Genomic DNA, 21,820 nt, shown 5'->3' on the forward strand with positions numbered 1-21,820 from the left:
ACTCCCGTTGGGTGGGTCTCATGTGCGGGTGTGCCGGTCCGGCCCTGCACGAGCGGTGTGGGGGCCGGCCCGGGGGCGCTCGTGGCGCCCGGGTTACGGTCTGCCGACCTCGACGGGCAGATGCCGTACGCCGATGATGACGGCCGGGTTCTGGTAGGCGATGTCCTCGTACGAGGGGATCACCAGGGAGCGGAATCGTTCATGCAACATGCGCAGGGCGATCCGCGCCTCCAGCCGGGCCAGCGGCGCGCCGAAGCAGAAGTGGATGCCGTGCCCGAAGGTCAGATGGGGGTTGGGGTTGCGGGCCGCGTCGAAGGCGTCGGGCGCGTCGAAGCGTGCGGGGTCCCGGTTGGCGGTGCCCAGGTGCGCCATCAGGAGGGCGTCGGCCGGGAGGTCGTGGCCGCCGAGGGTCACGGGCCGGGTGACCCGGCGGCCCAGCTCCGGGAAGGGCGGCAGCCAGCGCAGCACCTCCTCGACGGCGGCGGGGATCCGCGCGGGGTCGGCGCGCAGCGCGGCGTCGGTGCCGGGGTGCCGGTCGAAGGTGACGACGGCGTTGCCCAGCAGCGCGGTCGTGGTGATGTGCCCGGCGACCAGCAGCAGGGCCACGAAGCCGACCATCTCCTGGTCGGCGAGGCGGACACCGTCCACCTCGGCGGCGATGAGTCTGCTGGTGAGGTCGTCACCGGGGTGGGCGCGGCGGGCGCGGATGTGGTCGAGCATGTAGTCGTTCATCTCGCGCACGGTGGGGGCGATGGCCTCCAACGCCCGCTCCAGGTCGGCCATGTCGGGCGCCTCGCCGAGCTGGTCGCCACCGAACAGGACGCTCGCCCACTCCTGGAAGAGCCGGTGCTCCTCCGCGGGGATGCCGAGCAGTTCGGCGATCACGATGATCGGCAGGGGATAGGCGAGCGCGTCGACCAGGTCGAAGCGGTCGCGGTCGGCGACCTCGTCCAGCAGGCGGGCGGTCACGGCCTCGATGCGCGGGCCGAGCCCCTGGACCACCCGCGGGGTGAACGCCTGACTCACCAGGGTGCGGAGCTTGCGGTGTTCCGGCGGGTCCATGCCGACGAAGTTGCCCTGCCGGAAGGTCTCGAAGTCGGACTGGGTCGGGGTGAGGGCGGAGAGGTCGGAGGAGTACGTCGCCGGGTCGGCGAGCACGGTGGCGACGGTCTCGTGGTCCAGCACCTGCCAGACCCCCTGCTTCTCGTCGTACCGCACAGGCCCGGCCTCGCGTAAACCCCGCCAGCGGTGGGGTAACTCCTCCAGGAGGAGCCGTTCGCCGGTCGGTTGCCTGCTGGTCACCTTGTCTCCTTGCTAGCGAGTACGGGCATGGAGGAACCGCACACCGGGGTCTGCCACGAGCCGGTGCGGCACGGCAGGGGCCGCGGGTGGTTCCGGACACGGCGGTGTTCCCACTGCCGCGGCATCCGGACGGACCGCGAGAGACGCGAGCCGCGTGGCCTCCTCGTGCGCGGCGGGACGGACGGTCGCCGTCGGCCTGCCGCCGGGGTGGGCCGGGGATGTCGGCGCGGGGCCGGAGCCTCGGCGCGGGGCCGGAGCGTCAGCGCATGCGGTGTCTCGGCACATGGCGCGTCCGCACATGGCGCGTCGACACCCGGTGGCTCAACACATGCGGTGAAGGACGCGGCGGCTGCGCGGCCGGCAACGGCCCCGCGGCGAGCCTGGTGGTACGGCGCGCCAACCCGACATAACCCATCCCCCTCGGCGATACCTCCCGCGCGGCGTGCGCACGGGACCCTCCCGGCTCGTGAACGGACAGCGGAGCACGCTGCCCCGGGCCCTGGAAACGAAGGATGAGAATACGCAGTCGCGACGCGTGCCGCCCCGCGATTGGCAAGATGCGCACCCGCAACACCTTCGTTTCGATGGAACTCGGCCACAGTCTTCACGGTGAGTCACGCGCAAGCAACCCCCTGAAGTTGAACGGAGCGTATTTCGGCGGTGCTTTTGCGTCACGGTCCGGCCACTTCCCCGTGCCAGGTGCACACACGGGACCACGGCCGGATCGCCGCCCCCGCGTGTGCCCCGGCGGTTCGACCGCAAACCGGCCTCGCGGCAAAAAAGTTGCCGCCGGGTACCGGCCGACGGTCCGCCCCCTTCCCCGCCCTCGCGTGCCGGTGCGCGGCCCCGCCGTTCGACCGGTTGGCCGAACCGCCCCTGACCTGGGGTGATGATCCGGCCGACGGGCGTCCCGGGACCGCTGAGCGGGCTGTCCGACGACACGCGCGGCGCTTCGTCCCGGCCCACCTCCGACACGCCCGGACTGCCCCGCATCACCACCCCGGCACGCGCCCCCGCACCGGCCGGTCGGCCGGGAACCCCACCCTCAGCGCGTAAATTCGGCCATCCCGGCGCGACAGGGGCGCACGCGGGAAGCGCGTACGCCACTCGTGCTTCACCCCCGACCGAGGGCCGGTCCGGACAGACGCGACCGGACCTCGCCGCCGGGCCGACTCTCCCTCTCCCCACCCTCCACCTCGCACGCCCCCGACGACTCCCGCGACTCGGGTTGCCCCGACGGCCCGGGGCCCCAGCGACTCCGGCTGCACCGACGGCCCAACGGCTCCCGGAACCCCAACGACTCCGGTGGCCCCGGCGGCCCAGCGGCTCGCGAAGCCCCAACGACTCCGGTTGCCCCGGCGGCCCAGCGACGCCCCGACCCGAGCGCCCCAGCAACTCCCGAGGCCATGACGACCCGGCGACTGCGGCGGCCGGGTGCCCCAGCGGCTCCGGCTGCCCCCACGGCTCAGCGACTCCGACGGCCCCAGCAACTGTGGCGACTCCAGGTGCCCCGACGGCCCAGCGACGCCCCGACCCGGGCGCCCCAGCAACTCCCGAGGCCATGACGACCCGGCGACTGCGGCGGCCGGGTGCCCCAGCGGCTCCGGCGGCCCCGTGGGCCGACGCCCCGGCGACTCCTGCGGCTCCGGTCGCCCAGCGGCTCGCACGGCCCAGCGGCGTCGGCGGTTCCGGCAGCCGCACCAGCCGTTCCGGTTACCTCGGGGCCCGGGCGCCCCACCGACTGCCGAGGCCCGGGCGAACCAGCGACTCCGGCGGCCTGTGTCAGCGGCTCCGACTGCCGGGCGACCCGACGACTCCGGCCGTCCGGCCCACCAACGCCCCAGGCGACCTGCACCACCGGCTCTGGCTGCCCCGAGCCGGGCGACCCACCGACCTCCGAGGACCGGACGACCCAGTGACTCGGCGGGCCGCGTCAGCGGCTCCGACGGCCCGCCGGCCGGGCGACCCGGCGACTCGGGTCGTCCGGCGCCCCAGCGCCCCCGGCTGCCCCGACGACCCGGCGGCCTGCACCACCGGCTCCCCGACTGCCCCCGAGGCCCGGGCGACCCACCGGCTCCCAAGGCCCGGACGCCCCAGCGACTCCGGCGACCCCAGCAACTCCGGCAGCTCCGACGACTGGGCACCCCAACGACTCCCACGACTCCACTCGCCCAACGACTCCGGCGACCCCAGCAGCTCCTACAACTCCCGCAGCTACCCAGCTCCGGCGGCCCCGGCAGCCCCGGCGACCGGCTGCTGGAGCTGCCGGAGTCGCCGGACGGCTCCCGCGGCCCCGGCGGCGCCCGCAGCTCCGGCGGCCCCCGCGCCTCCGGCGCATGGAATCTCCCGGCCGGGGTATTCGGAGCCATCCGACGCGCAGGGCGCGACCGGCGCGGTCCCGTGTGCGCTCGCCGTGCGCGGGGCGTCGCCGCGAGGGAGTCTTGTGCCCGGAGTGCGACGCGCGGCCGTACGAGGAGGTGGTCGGCGTGTCCGACGGGCCAGGGCCCAGGCGGGCGGCGCCGCCCGGGCAGCCGGTGCTGTCGCTCGCGCTGGCCGCGCTGCTGGAGGAGGTGGGGGCGCACTCCGGCGCGGTCTACCTGCTCAGGCCCGGGGAGCCGGTCCTGGAGATGGCCGTGATGGCGGGCATGCCCCGGGCCTTCGCGGCCCCCTGGGAGCGGGTCGGGCTGAGCGCGCCGATCCCGGTCGCGGAGGCGGCACGCGAGAGACGGCTGGTCTGGGTCGGCGGCGAGGAGGAGATGGCCCGCCGCTACCCGCGGATCTCGGTGGTGCTGCCGTACCCGTTCGCGCTGGCCGCGGCGCCGGTGGCGACGGAGCACACGGTGTACGGCGCGGTCTTCGTGACCTGGCCGGGCGCGCATCCCCCGCGGTTGTCGGACCGGGAGCGGGACCACCTGACGGCGGCATGCGAACGGCTGGCGCTGCGTCTGGAACGGGCCGTGCGGGAGCAGCGGCCACTCGGCCACGAGCCGGACGTGCTCGCGGTGCCGGTGTCGGGCGTGGCGGCCGACCTGGGCACGGTGGAGGCGGCACGGATGGTCTCCCGGCTGCCGTACGGTCTGATGTCGCTGGACCTGCACGGCCGGATCGGTTTCGCCAACCCGGCCGCCTCCGAACTGCTCGGCCGGCCGGCCGGAGAGCTGCTGGGCACCCTGCCCTGGGTGTCGGTGCCCTGGCTGAACGACCCGATGTACGAGGACCGGTACCGTGCGGCGCTGATGAGCCAGCAGGTCACCTCGTTCGTGGCGCTGCGTCCGCCCGGCGAGTGGCTGTCGTTCCGGCTGTACCCGAGCACCACCGGACTGAGTGTGCGCGTCAGCCGGGCCCGGGCGGTGGCGGACATGGCGCGCGGGGCTCCGCAGGCGGGGCCGGGCCCGTCCCGGCTGGTGACGATCTCCCAGGTGCTGAGCCTCGCGGGTGCGCTGACCGAGGCGGTCGGGGTGCAGGACGTGGTGCAGCTGGTGTGGGACGAGGTGGCGCCGGCCGTCGGCAGCCAGGCGATGGCGCTGCTGCGGGCGCAGGGCGGCCGGCTGCACGTGCTGGGACACCGCGGTTACCCGGACGCGCGTGTCGTACAGCGGTTCGATGGGCTGCCGCTGTCCGAGCGGTCCCCGGGCACCCAGGCCCTGAACAGTGGGGTGCCCGCGTTCTTCGACTCCCGGGAGCAGCTGGAGCGGCTGTATCCGGACCGGCGCGAGACCCCGGACGGGTACGCGGCCTGGGCGTACCTGCCGCTGATCGCGTCCGGGCGGCCGGTCGGCGCGTGTGTGTTCGCCTACGCCGAGCCGCACGCCTTCCCCGCCGACGAGCGGGCGGTGCTCACCTCGCTCGGCGGACTGATCGCGCAGGCCCTGGAGCGGGCCCTGCTCTACGACGCGAAGAACCGCCTGGCGCACGGGCTGCAACAGGCCCTGCTGCCGCACTCCCTGACCCCGCCGCCCGGCATCGAGGCGGCGGCCCGCTATCTTCCGGCCACCCAGGGCATGGAGATCGGCGGCGACTTCTACGACCTGGTGCCGTCCCGCCCGCTGGCTGCGGCGGTGATCGGGGACGTCCAGGGGCACAACGTGACCGCGGCGGGCCTGATGGGCCAGATCCGCACGGGTGTGCGGGCGTACACGACGGTGGGGCAGGCCCCGCACGAGGTGATGAGCAGTACCAACCGGCTGCTGATCGATCTGGGGACGGACCTGTTCGCCAGCTGTCTCTACCTGCGGCTGGACCCGGCGCGGGGGCGCGCCGTGATGGCCCGGGCGGGTCACCCGCCGCCGCTGCTGCGCCGGCCGGACGGGCGGGTACGGGTGCTGGACCTGGCCGGGGGGCCGCTGCTCGGGATCGACGCCGCGGCCGTGTATCCGACGACCGAGGTGTCCCTGGCTCCCGGGGCGGTGCTGGTCCTCTACACCGACGGCCTGGTGGAATCACCCGGCGTCGACATCGAGGACGCACTGGCCGGCCTCGGCGAGCTGCTCGCGGACGTGGGCCACCAGCCACTGGAGAGCCTGGCGGACGAGGTGCTCCGGCACAGCCTGGCGGCGCGGCAGCGGGTGGACGACGTGGCGGTCCTGCTGCTCCGGGCCAGCGACGACGGCTGAACCCCGCGGGCACCGCGCCGCCCGTCCGCGTCCGGCCGCGGGGCGGGCCGTCCCACCCCGCTCGACGGTGGTCCTACCGTCCGCCACGCGACGGCCGTGTCCAGCCGGCGCGGCTCGGCGGGCTGGTCGGCGGGCTGGTCGGTGGGCTGGTCGGCGGGCTTCGGGCCGCGGCGGCCCGCTCCACGGGCGGGCCGGCCCGGACCGGTTCGCCGGCGGTGACCGCCGGCCCCGACCACCCCGGCGCGCCGGCCGTGACCCGACCACCCCCGGCGCGCAGGCCGTGCCCCGACCGCCTGGCCCCGGCCGCCCGCGTTCCGGCCGGTCCTCCCGCGCCCGGTCACCGCCCGACCGTCTCCCCCACCACGCGGCCGATCACCGGACGCCGCCTCCCCCGGACCCGCTCAGCCGTGGTCCGGCCCTCCCGCCGGAGGGCCGGACCACTCCCCGGCGGCCGGGACCGAGGGGGATGGCCGGCCGGGGAGTCTCGGGGTGGGGCGGTCCGCTCAGCGGGTGCCGGTGAGGGACGACGATCCGTCGTGCGCGGCACCGGAGCCGGAGGCGTCGGCCGGTGCGGACGGGTCGGCACCGCCACCGATCTGGTCGCCACCGGCACCCGACTGGTCAGCGGCACCCGACTGGTCACCGGCACCGGACTGGTCCCCGGCACCCGCCTGGTCACCCGCGCCGGACTGGTCACCGGCACCCGCCTGGTCACCCGCGCCGGACTGATCGCCGGCGCCCGCGCCCGCCTCGTCCCCGGCACCGGATCCGTCACCGGTCCCGGCGCCGGACTGGTCACCGGCGCCCGACTGGTCCCCCGCGCCGGCCTGGCCGCCCGCTCCCGCGCCGCCGTCGCCGAGCGTGGCGCCGGTGGCCTGGAGGGCGGTGGTGACCGGCTGGAAGAAGGTCTCGCCGCCGTTGGTGCAGTCGCCGCTGCCGCCGGAGGTGAGGCCGAGGGCGCTGCCGTCCTGGGTGAACAGCGAGCCGCCGCTATCGCCGGCTTCGGCGCACACGTTGGTCTGGATGAGACCGGTGACGGTGTCGACGCCGTTGGGGTCGGTCTCGCTCTGGAAGTTGACGGTGGCGTCGAGGCCGGTGACCTGGCCGTCGTGCAGCCCGGTGGTGGAACCCATGCGGAACACGGTCGCGCCGACGGTGGCATCGGCGGCCTGCTTGATCTGCACGGTCCGGCCGTTGCCGACGTTGACCTCGCTGGGCGCCTGCGTGTTCGGGTCGTCGTACTTGACGAGGGAGAAGTCGCCCTGGCCGGGGAAGGTGGCCTGGTCGACGGTGGCGATGGGCCCTCCGTTCTGCGAGTCGGACCAGTTCTTGGCGGCGACGCCGCAGTGACCGGCCGTCAGGAAGGCGGGGCTGCCGTCGGAGGCGGTGACGTTGAAGCCGAGGGAGCAGCGGACGTTGCCGCCCTGCACCTGGGAGAAGATGGCGTCGCCGCCGGAGACGAACGTCTTGAAGGTTCCGGAGGACTTCTTCAGGGTCGCCATGTCCGCGCCGAGGCTCTTCACCGTCGACTGCAGCCGGTCCCACTTGGCGCCGGTCACGGTGGAGTCGGCGGTGACGAGGACCTTGTCGGTGCGCGGGTCGACGGCCCAGGAGGTGCCCGGGATCGTGGCCTTGGTCTTCAGCGTCCGCGCGGCGGCCTTGAGTTCGCCGGCGCTGTTCTCCACCTGACGGACGACCGCGCCCGCCTTCTTCGCCTGGAGGATGACGTTGTTGTCGCCGCTGACCACGTTGACGACGAGCTGCTGCCTGCCACTGTCGTAGTACGACCCGGCGAAGGCGTCGCCGAGGATCTTCTGCAGCTGGGCGGCGAGGCCGGAGGCGTCCGACGCCTTCAGGGTCCTGGCGGTGCCGGTCGTGCCCGACGCCTGGTTCTTGTCCTGGGACGCGTTGGCGTTGGGCAGCAGGAGGGCCGCCGCTCCGAGTGCCGCGACACCGCCCACCGCTATCGCGGCCTTGCGCTTGGGCATTCGCTTGTGACTCAAACTTCTCGACCTCCTGGGACGGGGGGCCTGCCGTTCACGGGCAGTTCGTGAGGGAGTGCTGGGGGGAGTACTGGGGGGATGGGTGGGGGATGGGTACCGCGGCGCCTGGATGGCCGTAGGTACGCGCCGGCCGCGTGGTGTGTTCAATTCCGGTTCCGTACGGCCGTGTCGGCGTGGCGAATCGGCCATGCCGGGCGTGTCGCGGCGGGCGGGCGGGAACAATCCCCCATATGACGATGACCCCCGCCGAAGCCGACAAGATCCTCTTGGCCAACTTCGCCCCCTGGGTGCTCGATCTGGGGCTGACCGTCGAGGCGGTGGGCGAGGACCGGGCCGTGCTGCGGCTGCCCTGGTCGGAGCGGCTGGCCCGGGAGGGCGGCGGGCTGTCCGGGCAGGCTCTGATGGCCGCGGCCGACACGGCGACGGTGGTCGCGGTGTCCGCCGCGCGGGGCGGCTTCGTGCCGATGACGACGGTGCAGCAGTCCACGTCGTTCCAGCGCGCGGTGACCGGTGCGGATGTCCGGATCGAAGCGGTCCTCACGAAGCTGGGCCGGCGGATGGCGTTCGCGGACGTCACGTTGAGCGATGCCGCCTCGGGCGCGCTCGCCGCCCGGGCGAGCACGGTCTACGCGATCCTCGGCTGACACGGACAGCTACTGATTGGTAACGGTCAGTCTCGAACGCGAAGCGGAATCCCTCCTTCAGGGAATCTGCACATCCACTACGCGGCCACCTCACCGGCACCCGGGCTTCTGCACATACGCGCGTCCCCGACATGCCTTTGGCGAGGAGTGCCGGATTCGCGGTCCGGCGGGCGAGGCAGCCGGCGCGACGATGGGGTGCCGCATGTGAAGGAGTCGCCGACACCCCGTGCGCACACCTGCACGGATGAACCCCTTCATGAGGCAAGTGCCCAGGTGGGAGCACTCGTTGAATTGGAAGCGCGCCCTGCGTGCGTGCTTTGATCCATCGCACCGCAGGGGTCCGGCGGGCCCGTCGCAGACGGTGCCCGGCGCCTGCGGTCGCGGCCGTCCGTCTGTCCCCAGAGGGGGCCGCTCCCCCCTTGTGAAATATCCATACGAAGGGAAGTTCCACCATGAACTCCACCCCCCAGGTTGAGACCGTCGAGATCTCGGACGCCGAGCTGGACAACGTCTCCGGTGGCCTGTCCTCCAACACCCTCAACAGCACCCTCGGCACCGTGAACGAGATCGCCCCGGGCGTGACCGGTCTGGTCAACACGGTCGTCGGCACCGTCGAGGGCGTCACCGGCCTGAACACCGCCCCGGTCAACGGCCTGGTCGCCGGTCTCTGATCGCACCTCGGTGTCACCCGGGTCCCGGAGCCGTCCCACGGCTCCGGGGCTCTCGGGTGCCCTGAACCCCCTGCGTCCGACCCTCAGGTGAGGCAAGTTCCGTGCAGTTCCGCCAACAGGCCCTCGCCAAGCTCCAGTCGCCGGAGGAGCTGGACCTCCCGGTGCGGCTCGCCCGTCCGCAGGGCTGGCTCGCGCTCGGCGTCACCGTCGTGGTCATGGCCGCCGCCTCCGTGTGGGCGGTGACCGGCTCGGTCGCCTCCACGGTGAGCGCGCCCGCCATCCTCACCCACGGACAGGGCAGTTACGTCCTCCAGAGCCCGGTGGCCGGGCAGGTGACGGCCGTCCTCGCCCGGCAGGGCCAACGGCTGCCCGCGAACGCGCCCGTCCTCAAGGTCCGTACGGAGCGGGGCGACACGGTCGTCCGGACCGTCGCCGCCGGCCGCGTCACCACACTCGCCGCGACCATCGGCCAGATCATCCGGACCGGCACCGACGTCGCCGCGGTCGAGAAGGTCGCCCACGCCTCCGACCCGCTGTACGCGACCGTGTACGTGCCCGCCGAGAAAGCCGCCGCCATCCCCGCGCACGCCTCGGTCGACCTGACCGTCTCCTCCGTACCGACACAGCGGTACGGCGTGCTGCGCGGCGAGGTGAAGGCGGTGGACCGCTCGGCGCAGTCCGCCCAGTCGATCTCCGCGTTCCTCGGCGACAGCCAGCTCGGCCGGCAGTTCACCCGTGAGGGCCGGCCGGTCGCCGTACTGGTGGAACTGGACAAGTCGTCGTCCACCAGCAGTGGTTACCGCTGGTCCACCTCCGACGGTCCACCGTTCCGGCTCGATTCCATGACCCTTGCCACCGGCTCCGTCCGGCTCGCCGACCAGCGTCCCGTCGATTGGCTGCTCCCGTGACCCTCCAGCAGGGAAGAACCCGGCAAACCCGTGGCCGCAGACGGGCGGCTCCCGCCGAGCGCCCGGTCCCGAAGGCCCGTAACGGCACGGTCCGTACCCCCACCGTGCTCCAGATGGAGGCCGTCGAGTGCGGCGCCGCCTCCCTCGCGATGATCCTCGGCCACTACGGCCGGCACGTCCCGCTGGAGGAGCTGCGCATCGCCTGCGGCGTCTCCCGCGACGGCTCGCGCGCCTCCAACCTGCTGAAGGCGGCCCGCGGTTACGGCCTGACGGCCAAGGGCATGCAGATGGACCTGGCCGCCCTCGCCGAGGTGCGGGCCCCCGCCATCCTCTTCTGGGAGTTCAACCACTACGTCGTCTACGACGGCATGGGCCGCCGCTTCGGCCGGCGCGGGGTGTACGTCAACGACCCCGCCAAGGGCCGCCGTTTCGTGCCCATGGAGGAGTTCGACGGCAGCTTCACCGGTGTCGTGCTGGTCCTGGAGCCGGGCGAGGACTTCACCCGGGGCGGGCGCAGGCCCGGTGTGCTCGGCGCGATGCCGGCCCGGCTGCGCGGCACCGCGGGCACCCTGCCCGCCGCCGTCCTGGCCAGCCTGCTGCTGGTCGCGGTCGGCGCGGCCGTGCCCGCCCTCAGCCGCACCTACATCGACACGTTCCTCATCGGCGGCCAGACCTCACTGCTGAGCGTGCTGTTCACGTCGATGGCCGCCTGCGTGCTGCTCACCCTGGTGCTGACCTGGCTCCAGCAGGCCAACCTGCTGCACGGCCGGATCATCTCCTCCACCCTCTCCAGCGCCCGCTTCCTGCGCCATCTGCTGCGACTGCCGGTGACGTTCTTCGTCCAGCGCTCCCCCGCCGACCTGGTGCAGCGCCTGCAGTCCAACGACCAGGTCGCCGAGACCCTGGCCCGCGACCTCGCGGCGGCCGGCGTCGACGCGATCGTGGTCGTGCTGTACGCGGTCCTGCTCTACACCTACGACCCGCAGCTGACGTTCGTCGGCATCGCCGTGGCCCTGCTGAACGTGGTGGCCATGCGGCTCGTCGTACGGCTGCGCGCGACCCGGACGGCGAAGCTGCGCGCGGACACCGCGCGGCTCACCAACACCTCGTACACCGGCCTGCAGCTGATCGAGACGCTGAAGGCCACCGGCGGCGAGGACGGCTACTTCCGCAAGTGGGCCGGGCAGCACGCCACCACGCTGGAGGAACAGCAGCGGCTCGGGGTGCCGAGCGCCTGGCTCGGCGTGGTCGCGCCGACGCTCGCCACCTTCAACAGCGCGCTCATCCTGTGGATCGGCGGGCTGCGCGCCGTCGAGGGGCACATCTCGGTCGGTCTGCTCGTGGCGTTCCAGGCGCTGGTGGCCCGCTTCACCGCGCCACTGACCCGGCTCAACGGCGTGGCGGGCCGGATCCAGGACTTCGCGGCCGACGTGGCCCGGCTGAAGGACGTGGAGAACTTCCAGGCCGACCCGCTGTACGCCCGTCCCGGCGGGGGCGAGTCGGCCCGGCGGCTGCACGGGCACGTCGAGCTGGAGAACATCACCTTCGGCTACAGCCCGCTCGACAAGCCGCTGCTGACGGACTTCGACCTGACCGTCGGGCCCGGGCGGCAGGTGGCGCTGGTCGGTGGCTCGGGCAGCGGCAAGTCCACCGTCTCCCGGCTGATCTCCGGCCTGTACACGCCGTGGGACGGGGTGATCCGCATCGACGGCCGCCGGCTGGAGGACATCCCGCGCGGCGCGCTCGCCGCCTCCGTCTCCTTCGTCGACCAGGACGTCTTCCTCTTCGAGGGCTCGGTCCGCGACAACGTCGCCCTGTGGGATCCCTCGATCCCCGACGAGGCCGTCGTGGAGGCGCTGAAGGACGCGGCGCTGTACGACGTGGTGATGCGCCGGCCCGGCGGCATCCACAGCACGGTGGAGCAGGACGGCCGGAACTTCTCCGGCGGGCAGCGCCAGCGCCTGGAGATCGCCCGGGCGCTGGTGCGCCGGCCGAGCATCCTCGTGCTGGACGAGGTGACCAGCGCCCTGGACGCCGAGACCGAGCAGGTCGTGATGGACAACCTGCGGCGGCGCGGCTGCGCCTGCGTGGTGATCGCGCACCGGCTGAGCACGGTCCGCGACAGCGACGAGATCGTCGTCCTCCAGCACGGCACGGTCGTGGAGCGCGGGCGGCACGAGGAGCTGGTGGCGCGCGGCGGCGCGTACGCGGCGCTGGTCAGGGAGCGGTGAGATGACCTCCGTACACGAAGGGGACCTGGTCCTCGGCGCGCTCGGCTCGCTGGGCACGCGGCTGGACTGCGCCGGTCTGGGCCGGCTGGACCTGGAGGGCCCGCAGGTGCTGTGGCTGGTCGCGGCCGGCGCCCTGGACCTGTTCGCGGTGGACGCGGCCCAGCAGGGCCACTGGCACCACCTCGGCCGGCTGGAGGCGGGCACGCTGCTGCTCGGCCCGGTCGCCGGTCCCCAGCACACCCTCGTGGCCCGCCCGGTCCGCGACTGCGTGGTGCACCGCGTCGGCCTGCGCGAGCTGTACCAGCCGGCGCAGACCCAGACCTGGTCCTACGACGAGTACGGCAACCCGCAGTACGTGCCGCCGACGTCGAGCCCGCTGGAGTACGCGCTCGCCCTCGGCGTCGGCCGCGGCCTGTCCGTGCTGTTCCAGGCGCCGATGGCCGAGGAGCGGGCCGAGGCCCCGGGCGACGACGACGTGTTCTGGATGCAGGTGCCGCCGGGCAGCGTGCAGTACGGCTCGCTGTACGGCGCGGAGGCCGCCGCCGACCTGCTGATGGACCCCGCGCTGTGGCAGAGCATGGTGGACCAGCAGTACCGGCTGCTGACCGCGCTGGACCGGTGGATCGAGCAGCTGGAGCGCACCCACGAGACGCGCACCGCCGCCGGGATCAAGGCCGGTGAGGCGGTCCGCGCCCAGGCCGACCGGACGCTGCTGGCCGCCATCGGCAAGCGCTCCTCGCGCCGTACGACGGCCGCCGACGCCGACGCCACCCACGCGGCCTGCCGGCTCGTCGCCGAGGCCGCCGGGATCCGGCTGGCCGAGCCGGCGCAGAGCGGCACGGAGAGCGACCGGCTGGACCCGGTGGAGCGGGTCGCGCTGGCCTCCCGGGTGCGCACCCGGGCCGTCCGCCTGGACGGGCGCTGGTGGCGGGAGAACGTGGGACCGCTGGTCGGCCACCGGGCGCTGTCGGGGGCACCGGTGGCGCTGCTGTGGCGGCGCGGCGGCTATGTGGCCGTCCATCCCGGGACCGGGCGGGAGACGCCCGTCGAGAAGGCGAACGCGGACGAGTTCGAGCCGCGTGCGGTGATGTTCTACCGGCCGCTGCCCGACCGGGCCCTGGGGCCGCTCGGGCTGCTGCGGTTCAGCCTGCGCGGCACCCGCGCCGACCTGCTGAGCCTGCTGCTCGCGGGGCTGGTGACGGTGGCGATCGGCGCGCTGGTGCCCATCGCCACCGGCAAGGTGCTCGGCGAGTACGTGCCGAGGGCGCAGGAGGGCCTGATCGTCCAGGTGTGTCTGGCGGTCATGGTCAGCGGGGTGGTCGCGGCCGCGTTCACGCTGCTGGAGAACCTGTCCATCCTGCGACTGGAGGGCCGGATCGAGGCGGCGCTCCAGCCCGCCGTCTGGGACCGGCTGCTGCGGCTGCCCACCCGCTTCTTCACCCGGCGCTCGACCGGGGAGCTGGCGAGCGCGGCCATGGGCATCAGCGCGATCCGCCGGCTGCTGGCCGGCGTCGGCCCGGTCGTGGCCCAGTCGGTGACGGTCGGCGCGATGAACCTCGGCCTGTTGTTCTGGTACAACCCGGCGATGGCGACGGCGGCGATCGGGATGCTCGTCGTCATCGCGGCGGTGTTCGGCGGGCTCGGGCTGTGGCAGGTGCGCTGGCAGCGGCGGCTGGTGACGCTCGGCAACAAGCTGAACAACCAGGCGTTCCAGACCCTGCGCGGGCTGCCCAAGCTGCGGGTGGCGGCGGCCGAGAACTACGCCTACGCGGCCTGGGCGCGCGAGTTCGCGCGCAGCCGGGAACTCCAGCAGAAGGTCGGCCGGATCAAGAACCTGACCACGGTCCTCGGCGCGGTCTACCTCCCCGTGTGCACCCTGCTGATGTTCATGCTGCTGGCGGGCCCCGCCCAGGGGACGATGTCGGCGGCGGACTTCCTGGCCTTCAACACGTCGGTGACCATGGTGCTGACCTCGGTCACCCAGCTGACCGGCGCGTTCGTGTCGGCGGTGGCGGCGCTGCCGCTGTTCGAGGAGATCAGGCCGGTGCTGGAGGCCACGCCCGAGGTGCGCACGGCGAGCACCCGCCCGGGCCCGCTGTCGGGCGCGCTGGAGGCCCGCCGGCTCTCCTTCCGGTACGCCGACGACGGCCCGCTCGTCCTGGACGACGTGTCCTTCGCCGTGCGGCCGGGCGAGTTCGTGGCGGTCGTCGGCCCGAGCGGCTGCGGCAAGTCCACGCTGCTGCGCCTGCTCATCGGCTTCGACCGGCCGGTGTCCGGCAGTGTCCTGTACGACGGCCAGGACCTGGCGGCGCTCGACCAGTCGGCGGTGCGCCGGCAGTGCGGGGTGGTCCTCCAGCACGCCCAGCCGTTCAGCGGGTCGATCATGGACGTCATCTGCGGTGCCGAGCCGTACACGCCGGAGGAGGTGATGGCGGCGGCCGAGCTGGCGGGGCTCGCGGAGGACATCAAGCGGATGCCGATGGGGCTGCACACGATCGTCGCCGGCAACGGAGCGGTCTCCGGCGGCCAGCGGCAGCGCCTGATGATCGCCCAGGCGCTGATCCGCCGCCCGCGGATCCTCTTCTTCGACGAGGCCACCAGTGCCCTGGACAACGACACCCAGCGTGTCGTCATCGACAGCACCCGCAAGCTGAACGCCACGCGGATCGTCATCGCCCACCGGCTGTCGACCGTCCTGGACGCCGACCGGGTGATCGTGATGGAGGACGGCAGGGTCGTCCAGCAGGGCACGCCGGCCGAGCTGCTCGCGGACACCGGGGGCCGGCTGCACGAGCTGGTGCGCCGGCAGCTGGCCTAGGGGGTCTCCTCCCGCTCCCCCGGCTCGTCGTGGTGGTGGGAGGGCCTCCAGTGGTGCTCGGTGAACCAGCGGCCGAACAGGGCGCCGCCGTAGATGACGAACCCGACGCCGATGAGCCAGGACTCCACGACGAGGACGGTGCCGACGGCGCCGTAGCTGAGCGCGTTGGTCACGATGAGCGGGGTGAAGACCAGGTAGGAGAAGGCGCGCAGGCCGGCCAGGCCGATGACGGTGGCCACCGCGCCGGGCAGCAGGGAGCGCCAGTGCACCTGCCCGCCGAGCAGGAAGCGCTGCCCCCACCAGAAGAACAGCACACCGCTCAGTGTGGACAGCGCGATCCGCTGCGTGCCGTGCAGCGTCGACTTGGTCGCCACCTCCTGGTAGAGGTACGCCGTCAGCACCACCAGCCAGGTCGCCTGCCGCCACAGGCGGTGCCAGGGGCCGGAGGCCAGGCCCCAGATCCGCTCGTAGGCGTTCTGCACGCTGCCGCCGAAGGACACGCCGAACACGGCGAGCAGGACGCCGCCGAAGACGCTGGTGGTGCCGATGACCTTGCGCGGGGGGCTGATGACGTCGGTGATCACGTGGGCGGACCGGCCGGACAGCCCCATCCCGTCGGTGAGCCAGGAGGCGAAGCCGCCGCGCACCAGGGGGTCGGCCGCGGCGACCACGATGAGCAGCGGTGCCAGCGTCACCAGGGCCAGGGTGGCGAACCCCATGGCCCGGTGCATCAGCTCCAGCTCACGGCCGTGCTCGAACAGGGCCCGCAGGCGCACCCACTCCCACGCGCGGTGCAGGCCGCGCCGCAACCGCCTCACGGCTCCTCCCGTGCTCGCCGCCCACACGCTGCGTTGTGCCGATGCATCCAGCCTGGCACGCGCCGGGCGGCTCGCAGCCGGAGGACGGGCGGGGACGCGGCGCACTGGTGCGCACGGGTGACCGGCGGATGCGGCGACACGCGGGGCACGTCCGCCGTTCGCGGCCGGTACGAGCGGAGAATCGGGCTCCGTGCCTACCACCCATCCTCACGCGCCCGGCGGCCGACGGCGGACGCTGATCGTGAGCGCCGGCATGGGAGCCGGTCACGACACCGTGGCCGCCGAACTCGCCCGGAGGGCCGCGGCCCGGGGCCACGAGGCCCACGTGGTCGACGTGCTGCGGCTGCTGCCGTACGGCCTGGGCACGGGGCTGCGCCGCGGCTACCGGGCGACCGTACGGCATGCGCCGTGGCTGTACGCCGGGGTCTACGGCGCGTTCCTGCGCGGCGGACCCGGGCGGCGGCCGAGCGGGGTCCCGCTGGCCCGGCTGGCCGGGGACCGGCTGGCGGAAGTGGTCGACCGGACGGACGCCGACGTGGTGGTGTCCGTGTTCCACCTGGCGGCACAGCTGACCGGCCATCTGCGGGCCCGGGGCGGGCTGCGGGTGCCGAGCGCCGTCTTCCTGCTCGACTTCGCGGTGCACCGGCAGTGGCTGCATCCGGGCAACGACCGGTACCTGTGCCTCACGGACGCGGCGGCGCGGGAGGTGCGCCGGTCGCTGGCCGTGCCGGTGGTGACGACGGGCCCGGTGGTCGCGCCCGCCTTCCGCGCGCCGGCCCCCGGGGCGGCCCGGTGGCGGGAGCGGTTCGCCGCGCGGGCGCCCGGCCGGCCGCCGGTGCTGCTGTCCGCCGGCGCGTGGGGCGCGGCGTCCCGCCCGGCCGCCACCGCCCGGCTGCTGGCGGCGGCCGGGTACCTGCCGGTGGTGCTGTGCGGCCGCAACGAGCGGCTCCTCGCCGCTCTCGCCCGGGAGCCGGCGGCGCTCCCCCTCGGCTGGGTCGACGACATGCCCGGCCTGCTGGCCGCGTGCCACGCCCTGGTGGACAACGCGGCCGGCCAGACCGCCGTGCAGGCCCTCGCCACCGGCCTGCCCGTCATCGGCCACCGCCCGATTCCCGGCCACGGCACGGACGGCGTCCACCGCATGGCCGCCCTGGGCCTGTCCGAACTGGCCCCGGACGGCCCCGCCCTGCTGGCGGCACTGGGCCGGCTCGGCGAGAACAGCCCGGAACGCGGCGACCGGGCGGCCCGCGGGCAGGCCCTCTTCCGCCGCGACCCGCTGGACTGCGTGACGGACCTCTGCGTGCCGGATTCGTGAGGCGGCGAGACCCGCCAGGGCCCCATCCCTCCCCCGCTCTCCCGCCCCGCCTCGTCCCAAGGCCCCCGGTCCTCACGCCCCCGGCCGCCCGCAGGCGGCACTGCCGCCCGGCTCCGGAGTCGGGCCGTGGTCGCGAAGAGGCCCGACCGTGAGGCCCGCCTTCCGGCAGTCCTGGACGATGGCCGTCACAGCCGGCAGTGTGGCGCGCCAGCAGTCGGGGTACGAGTGGCGGTCGGAGTCGTGCAGGAGGACGGTGCCGCCGCCGCGGAGGTCCGCGGCGACCCGGGCCCGTACGGACTCCGGTGTCGCGTCGGCCGTCCAGTCCCTGCCCCACGCCGACCACAGCACCGTCCGCAGCCCGGCCCGCCGGGCGGCCCACCAGCGGCTGGTGGTGAGGATGCCGTACGGGGGGCGGTACCACCGCGGGCGGTGACCGGTGAGGTCGTGCACCGCGCGGACCGTCCGGGCGATGTCCTCGGCGTCCCGGGCGAACGCGGGGCGCCAGGGCCGGTCGTGGGTCCAGCCGTGCACGCCCAGCTCGTGCCCGCGCCGTACCGTCTCCCGGACCACGTCGGGGTGGCGGAGCGCGTGCTCGCCGAGGACGAAGAAGGTGGCCCGCACCCCGAGCCCGTCCAGCGCGTCGAGGAAGCGCGGGGTCGAGGCGGGATCCGGTCCGTCGTCGAAGGTGAGCGCGACGTGCCGGGGGCGGCCGGTACCGGCGAGTCCGGGGAGGAGCAGCAGCCGTACGCCCGGGAGCCAGCTTGCCGCCGGGCCGATGTGGGCCAGGGCGGCACCGGCCGGCAGCAGGACGGCGGCCGTCCGCCGGGCCCGGCCGGACACGGGGGACATGGGTGACCTACCTCCTCGGGGTGCGGGGCACGGCGGGGGCGGATCCGGGGGACGTCCCCGGGTCCCTGGCGTCCCACTCCCCGCCGACGGACGCGGCGTGGGACAGGCCGATGCTGCCCGCCCCGATCAGGGCGACGCCGATCGCCTCCGGCAGCAGGTGCAGGCCCAGGCGGATCGACTCGGCGAACAGCACCCAGCCGAGGACGACGCTGGTGAGCGCGTCGCCGAGGGTGAGCGCGGGCTGGGAGGCGGTCAGCGAGCCGGCCCCGAACGCGCCCTGGAGCAGCAGGAAGGCGACGAGCCCGGCGGCCCCCATGGCGTACAGCGACCAGTGCCCGAACATCGCCGCGGGGCCGTGCTCCAGCCGTCCCACGGCCTCCTTGAGCAGCGCGGCGGTGAGGGCGAAGGACACGGCGGAGGCGAGGCCGAGCAACGCGGCCCGGGAGGCGCCCCGGGTCGGGCGTGCGGCGGCGACGAGCAGCACGACGGTGCCGAGCGCCCCGCCGCCGCCGAGCAGCCAGTCCGCCGGCCGCGCGGTCGGCCGGCCGGGGGACGGAGTGGCGGCGAGCAGGAACAGGGCGAGCCCGCCGCCGAGCGCGGCGAACGCCAGCCAGGTCCGGCCGTCCGGGCGGCGCCGGAAGACGACGCTGCCCACGGCCAGGGTGAACAGCAGTTCGGCGGCGAGCAGGGGCTGGACCAACGACAGGCTGCCCACGGCCAGCGCCCCGGCCTGCAGCAGGCTGGACAGCGCCAGCAGCCCGGCGCCCGCCAGCCAGTAGGGGCGTCGCAGCAGACGGGTGAACCGGCGTACGACGGAGCGCTCGGCGTCGGCCGCCCCACCGGCCTGGGCCTGCCCCAGCTGCCGCTCCTGCTCCTGCTGTTGCACGGCGGCCCGGCGCTGGAGCACCGAGGCGGACGCGTTGGACAGGGCGGCGAGCAGGGCGAGCAGCACCGTGACGGCGGTCATGGCGGTCATCCGAAGCGGGCGGCGAGCCGCCGGTACAGCCCGGGCGCCGCACCGCGCACCCGGGCGGGCAGCCGTAGCCACCCGGGGACGTACACCTCGTCCCGGCCGTGCAGGGCGGCGGCGCAGACCGCGTCCGCGACGCGCTCGACGGGGACCGGCCGCGGCCAGGCGCGGGTGTAGGGGGTGCCGCGCCGGTCGAAGAAGGGCGTGTCGACCACCCCGGGGACGACGAGGCCGACGCCCACCCCGGTGCCGCGCAGCTCGTAGCGCAGGCAGTCGGCGAAGACGGCCAGGGCGGCCTTGGCCGCGGAGTAGACGGCCTCGCCGCGCACGCCCACGCTGCCGGCGAGGGATCCGATGAGCACGACGCGCCCGGAGCCGGCGGCGACCATGTGCGGCAGCACGTTCCGTACCAGGTGCACGGTGGCCAGCAGGTCGACGCCCACCACCTCGTCGATGCGCGCGGCGGGCATGCCGGTGAAGTCTCCCGCCCAGCCCACGCCGGCGCCCGCCACCAGCAGGTCGAGGCCGCCGAGGTGGTCCAGGGCGAGCGCGGTGAGCCGGCGGTCGGCGCCGGGGCGGGTCAGGTCGGCGGGCAGCGGCACCGCTCCGGCCTCGGCGGCGACCTGCTCCAGTCGGGTGACGTCCCGTCCGTTCAGCGCCAGCCGCCAGCCGCCTTCGGCCGCCAGCCGGCGGGCCACGGCCGCGCCGATGCCGGAGGAGGCACCCGTCACCAGGGCGGTGCCGCCCCGGCCGGGGTGCGGGGCGGTGGCGGCCGTCGCGGCCGGGGCCGGGAGCGGGCGGATGTCGTTCGACGGACCTGCGGGGGACGGGGCATGGGACATGGTGACGACCTCACTGCGACGGCGTGCACGGGCTCGCGAATGCCGGGGCCGAACCTTCGCGGTGTTTCCAGGGCGCCACAGACTGAATCGCCGCGCACGGCGGAGCTCACCGCGATAAAGAAACGTTGCCGTTTCGCTCGCGGTGCCCTAGGCTCGATGTGTACGAAACAGTTTCGTTTACGAGCGAGCTGTTTGCCCTCCCCTCTTGCCCGGAGTGGTTCCGCATGGCCGAGAAAACCCTGGCCGAAGACTCCCGGACCGGAGCGGCGGCGACGGAGCGCGCCCAGGACCCGCCCCGGCGGTGGTGGATCCTCGCGGTCATCGCCATCGCCCAGCTGATGGTGGTGCTGGACGCGACGATCGTGAACATCGCCCTGCCGTCCGCCCAGAGCGACCTCGGCTTCTCCGACGGCAACCGTCAGTGGATCGTCACGGCGTACGCCCTCGCCTTCGCCTCCCTGCTGCTCCTCGGCGGCCGGATCGCCGACCTGTTCGGCCGCAAGCCCGCCTTCCTCGTCGGCGTCGTCGGCTTCGCCGGGGCCTCGGCGCTCGGCGGCGCCGCGAACGGCTTCACCATGCTGGTCGTCGCCCGCGCCCTGCAGGGCGCCTTCGGCGCGCTCCTCGCCCCGGCCGCGCTGTCGCTGCTGAACACCACGTTCACCGACGCCCGGGAGCGGGCGCGCGCCTTCAGCGTCTACGGCGCGATCGCCGGCGCCGGCGGCGCGGTCGGGCTGCTGCTCGGCGGGGTGCTGACCGACGCGCTGGACTGGCGCTGGACGCTGTACGTCAACGTCGCCATCGCGGTCGTCGCCTTCGCCGGCGGCTGGATCCTGCTGGGCAACCACCGCGACGCGGCGGGCGCCAAACTCGACGTGCCGGGCACGGTACTGGTGGCCGCCGGTCTGTTCGGCCTGGTCTACGGCTTCTCCAACGCCGAGACGCACGACTGGGGCTCCCCGCTGACCTGGGGCTTCCTGGTCGGGGGCGGTGTACTGCTGGCGGCCTTCGCCTGGTGGCAGACCCGGGCCGCGCACCCGCTGCTGCCGATGCGCATCCTGCTGGACCGGGACCGCGCGGCGTCCTTCGTGGCGGTGCTGATCAGCGGCGCGGGCATGTTCGGCGTCTTCCTCTTCCTGACCTTCTACCTCCAGCTCAACCTCGGTTTCAGCCCCACGCGGACCGGCGTGGCGTTCCTGCCGATGGTCGGCGCCCTGATGGTGACCGCGCAGGCCGGCACCACGATGCTGCTGCCCCGGCTCGGCCCCAAGGTGGTCATCCCGCTGGGCTTCGCGATCGCCACGGCCGGCATGGCCTGGCTGACCGGCATAGGCCTCGGCTCCAGCTACCTGGGCGCGGTGCTGCCGCAGCTGATCGTGATCGGTGTGGGCCTCGGCCTGGTCATGCCGCCGGCGATGCAGCTGGCCACCGGCGGGGTCGCGGCCGAGGACGCCGGAGTGGCCTCGGCGACCGTCAACGCGATGCAGCAGGTCGGCGGTTCGATCGGCACGGCGCTGCTGAACACCCTCGCGTCGAGCGCCGCCACCGCCTATCTGTCCGGCCGGGACGCCACCAGCGAGCTGGTGCGGGCGCAGGCCACGATCGAGAGCTACACCACCGCGTTCTGGTGGTCGGCGGCCCTCTTCGGCGCGGGCACGGTGGTCGCGCTGCTCTCCTACCGGCGCGGAGTGCCCCGGCAGGACCCGGGCGCCGCACCCGTCGTCCACATGTGACCGCCACCGGGTCCACCAGGGTTGGGGCCGCCGTCCGCACGGAGACGGCGGCCCCTCCCCCGTCCGGCGGGCGCTTGAGACCGCGCCCGCGGGTAACTCGCAGGGG

General features: G+C 74.4%; 14 protein-coding genes. 8 read left to right on the forward strand and 6 right to left on the reverse strand.

Annotation, left to right across the window (positions count from 1 at the left end; all coding sequences use genetic code 11):
- Positions 1–93 precede the first annotated feature (93 nt).
- Positions 94–1,218, reverse strand: coding sequence for a cytochrome P450 (locus ACZ4VF_RS01125; protein ID WP_467922363.1), 1,125 nt, complete (start codon positions 1,216–1,218; stop codon positions 94–96).
- Positions 1,219–3,779: 2,561 nt separating this feature from the next.
- On the opposite strand from ACZ4VF_RS01125, the gene ACZ4VF_RS01130 reads away from it, so the two are divergent.
- Complete coding sequence (locus ACZ4VF_RS01130; protein ID WP_467923735.1) at positions 3,780–5,915, forward strand: SpoIIE family protein phosphatase; 2,136 nt, start codon at positions 3,780–3,782, stop codon at positions 5,913–5,915.
- Between the two features lie 503 nt (positions 5,916–6,418).
- Here ACZ4VF_RS01130 and ACZ4VF_RS01135 read toward each other — a convergent pair.
- Positions 6,419–7,903, reverse strand: coding sequence for a S1 family peptidase (locus tag ACZ4VF_RS01135; protein WP_467923736.1), 1,485 nt, complete (start codon positions 7,901–7,903; stop codon positions 6,419–6,421).
- A gap of 245 nt (positions 7,904–8,148) precedes the next feature.
- On the opposite strand from ACZ4VF_RS01135, the gene ACZ4VF_RS01140 reads away from it, so the two are divergent.
- The 5 genes from ACZ4VF_RS01140 to ACZ4VF_RS01160 all read left to right on the forward strand — a co-directional run bounded on the left by ACZ4VF_RS01140 (position 8,149) and on the right by ACZ4VF_RS01160 (position 15,190).
- The gene (locus ACZ4VF_RS01140) at positions 8,149–8,562 is read left to right on the forward strand and encodes a PaaI family thioesterase (RefSeq protein WP_467922364.1); all 414 of its coding nucleotides are present in this window, start codon (positions 8,149–8,151) and stop codon (positions 8,560–8,562) included.
- A gap of 452 nt (positions 8,563–9,014) precedes the next feature.
- Positions 9,015–9,233, forward strand: a complete 219-nt coding sequence (locus ACZ4VF_RS01145; protein WP_467922366.1) for a type A2 lantipeptide — start codon at positions 9,015–9,017, stop codon at positions 9,231–9,233.
- A gap of 101 nt (positions 9,234–9,334) precedes the next feature.
- Positions 9,335–10,141 (forward strand): hypothetical protein, encoded by an 807-nt coding sequence (locus ACZ4VF_RS01150; protein ID WP_467922367.1) that lies wholly within the window; start codon positions 9,335–9,337, stop codon positions 10,139–10,141.
- Complete coding sequence (locus tag ACZ4VF_RS01155) at positions 10,126–12,372, forward strand: NHLP family bacteriocin export ABC transporter peptidase/permease/ATPase subunit (RefSeq protein WP_467922368.1); 2,247 nt, start codon at positions 10,126–10,128, stop codon at positions 12,370–12,372. The genes ACZ4VF_RS01150 and ACZ4VF_RS01155 overlap by 16 nt, the downstream gene beginning before the upstream one ends.
- Position 12,373: 1 nt before the next feature.
- A complete protein-coding gene (locus ACZ4VF_RS01160; RefSeq protein WP_467922369.1) occupies positions 12,374–15,190 on the forward strand; it encodes an NHLP bacteriocin export ABC transporter permease/ATPase subunit in 2,817 nt (938 codons plus the stop codon).
- On the opposite strand, the gene ACZ4VF_RS01165 is transcribed toward ACZ4VF_RS01160, so the two are convergent.
- Positions 15,187–16,008, reverse strand: a complete 822-nt coding sequence (locus ACZ4VF_RS01165; RefSeq protein ID WP_467922370.1) for a ribonuclease BN — start codon at positions 16,006–16,008, stop codon at positions 15,187–15,189. The two genes, ACZ4VF_RS01160 and ACZ4VF_RS01165, sit on opposite strands and share 4 nt — an antisense overlap.
- A 190-nt stretch (positions 16,009–16,198) precedes the next feature.
- Between ACZ4VF_RS01165 and ACZ4VF_RS01170 the strand changes: the two genes are divergently transcribed.
- Positions 16,199–17,323, forward strand: a complete 1,125-nt coding sequence (locus ACZ4VF_RS01170; protein WP_467922371.1) for an MGDG synthase family glycosyltransferase — start codon at positions 16,199–16,201, stop codon at positions 17,321–17,323.
- 72 nt (positions 17,324–17,395) lie between these two features.
- Here the strand turns inward: ACZ4VF_RS01170 and ACZ4VF_RS01175 are convergent, their stop codons facing one another.
- Genes ACZ4VF_RS01175 through ACZ4VF_RS01185 form a run of 3 tightly spaced genes read right to left on the reverse strand, consistent with a single transcriptional unit; the run spans position 17,396 to position 19,984 of the window.
- Entirely contained in the window at positions 17,396–18,172 is a 777-nt protein-coding gene (locus ACZ4VF_RS01175; protein WP_467922372.1) for a polysaccharide deacetylase family protein, read from the reverse strand.
- A 7-nt stretch (positions 18,173–18,179) separates the two neighbouring features.
- Positions 18,180–19,139, reverse strand: coding sequence for a DMT family transporter (locus ACZ4VF_RS01180; protein WP_467922373.1), 960 nt, complete (start codon positions 19,137–19,139; stop codon positions 18,180–18,182).
- Positions 19,140–19,144: 5 nt separating this feature from the next.
- Positions 19,145–19,984 (reverse strand): SDR family NAD(P)-dependent oxidoreductase, encoded by an 840-nt coding sequence (locus tag ACZ4VF_RS01185; protein WP_467922374.1) that lies wholly within the window; start codon positions 19,982–19,984, stop codon positions 19,145–19,147.
- 224 nt (positions 19,985–20,208) lie between these two features.
- Between ACZ4VF_RS01185 and ACZ4VF_RS01190 the strand changes: the two genes are divergently transcribed.
- Complete coding sequence (locus ACZ4VF_RS01190; RefSeq protein WP_467922375.1) at positions 20,209–21,714, forward strand: MFS transporter; 1,506 nt, start codon at positions 20,209–20,211, stop codon at positions 21,712–21,714.
- The last annotated feature ends 106 nt before the right edge of the window (positions 21,715–21,820 follow it).

The organism is Streptomyces sp. NPDC029151 (assembly GCF_055564315.1).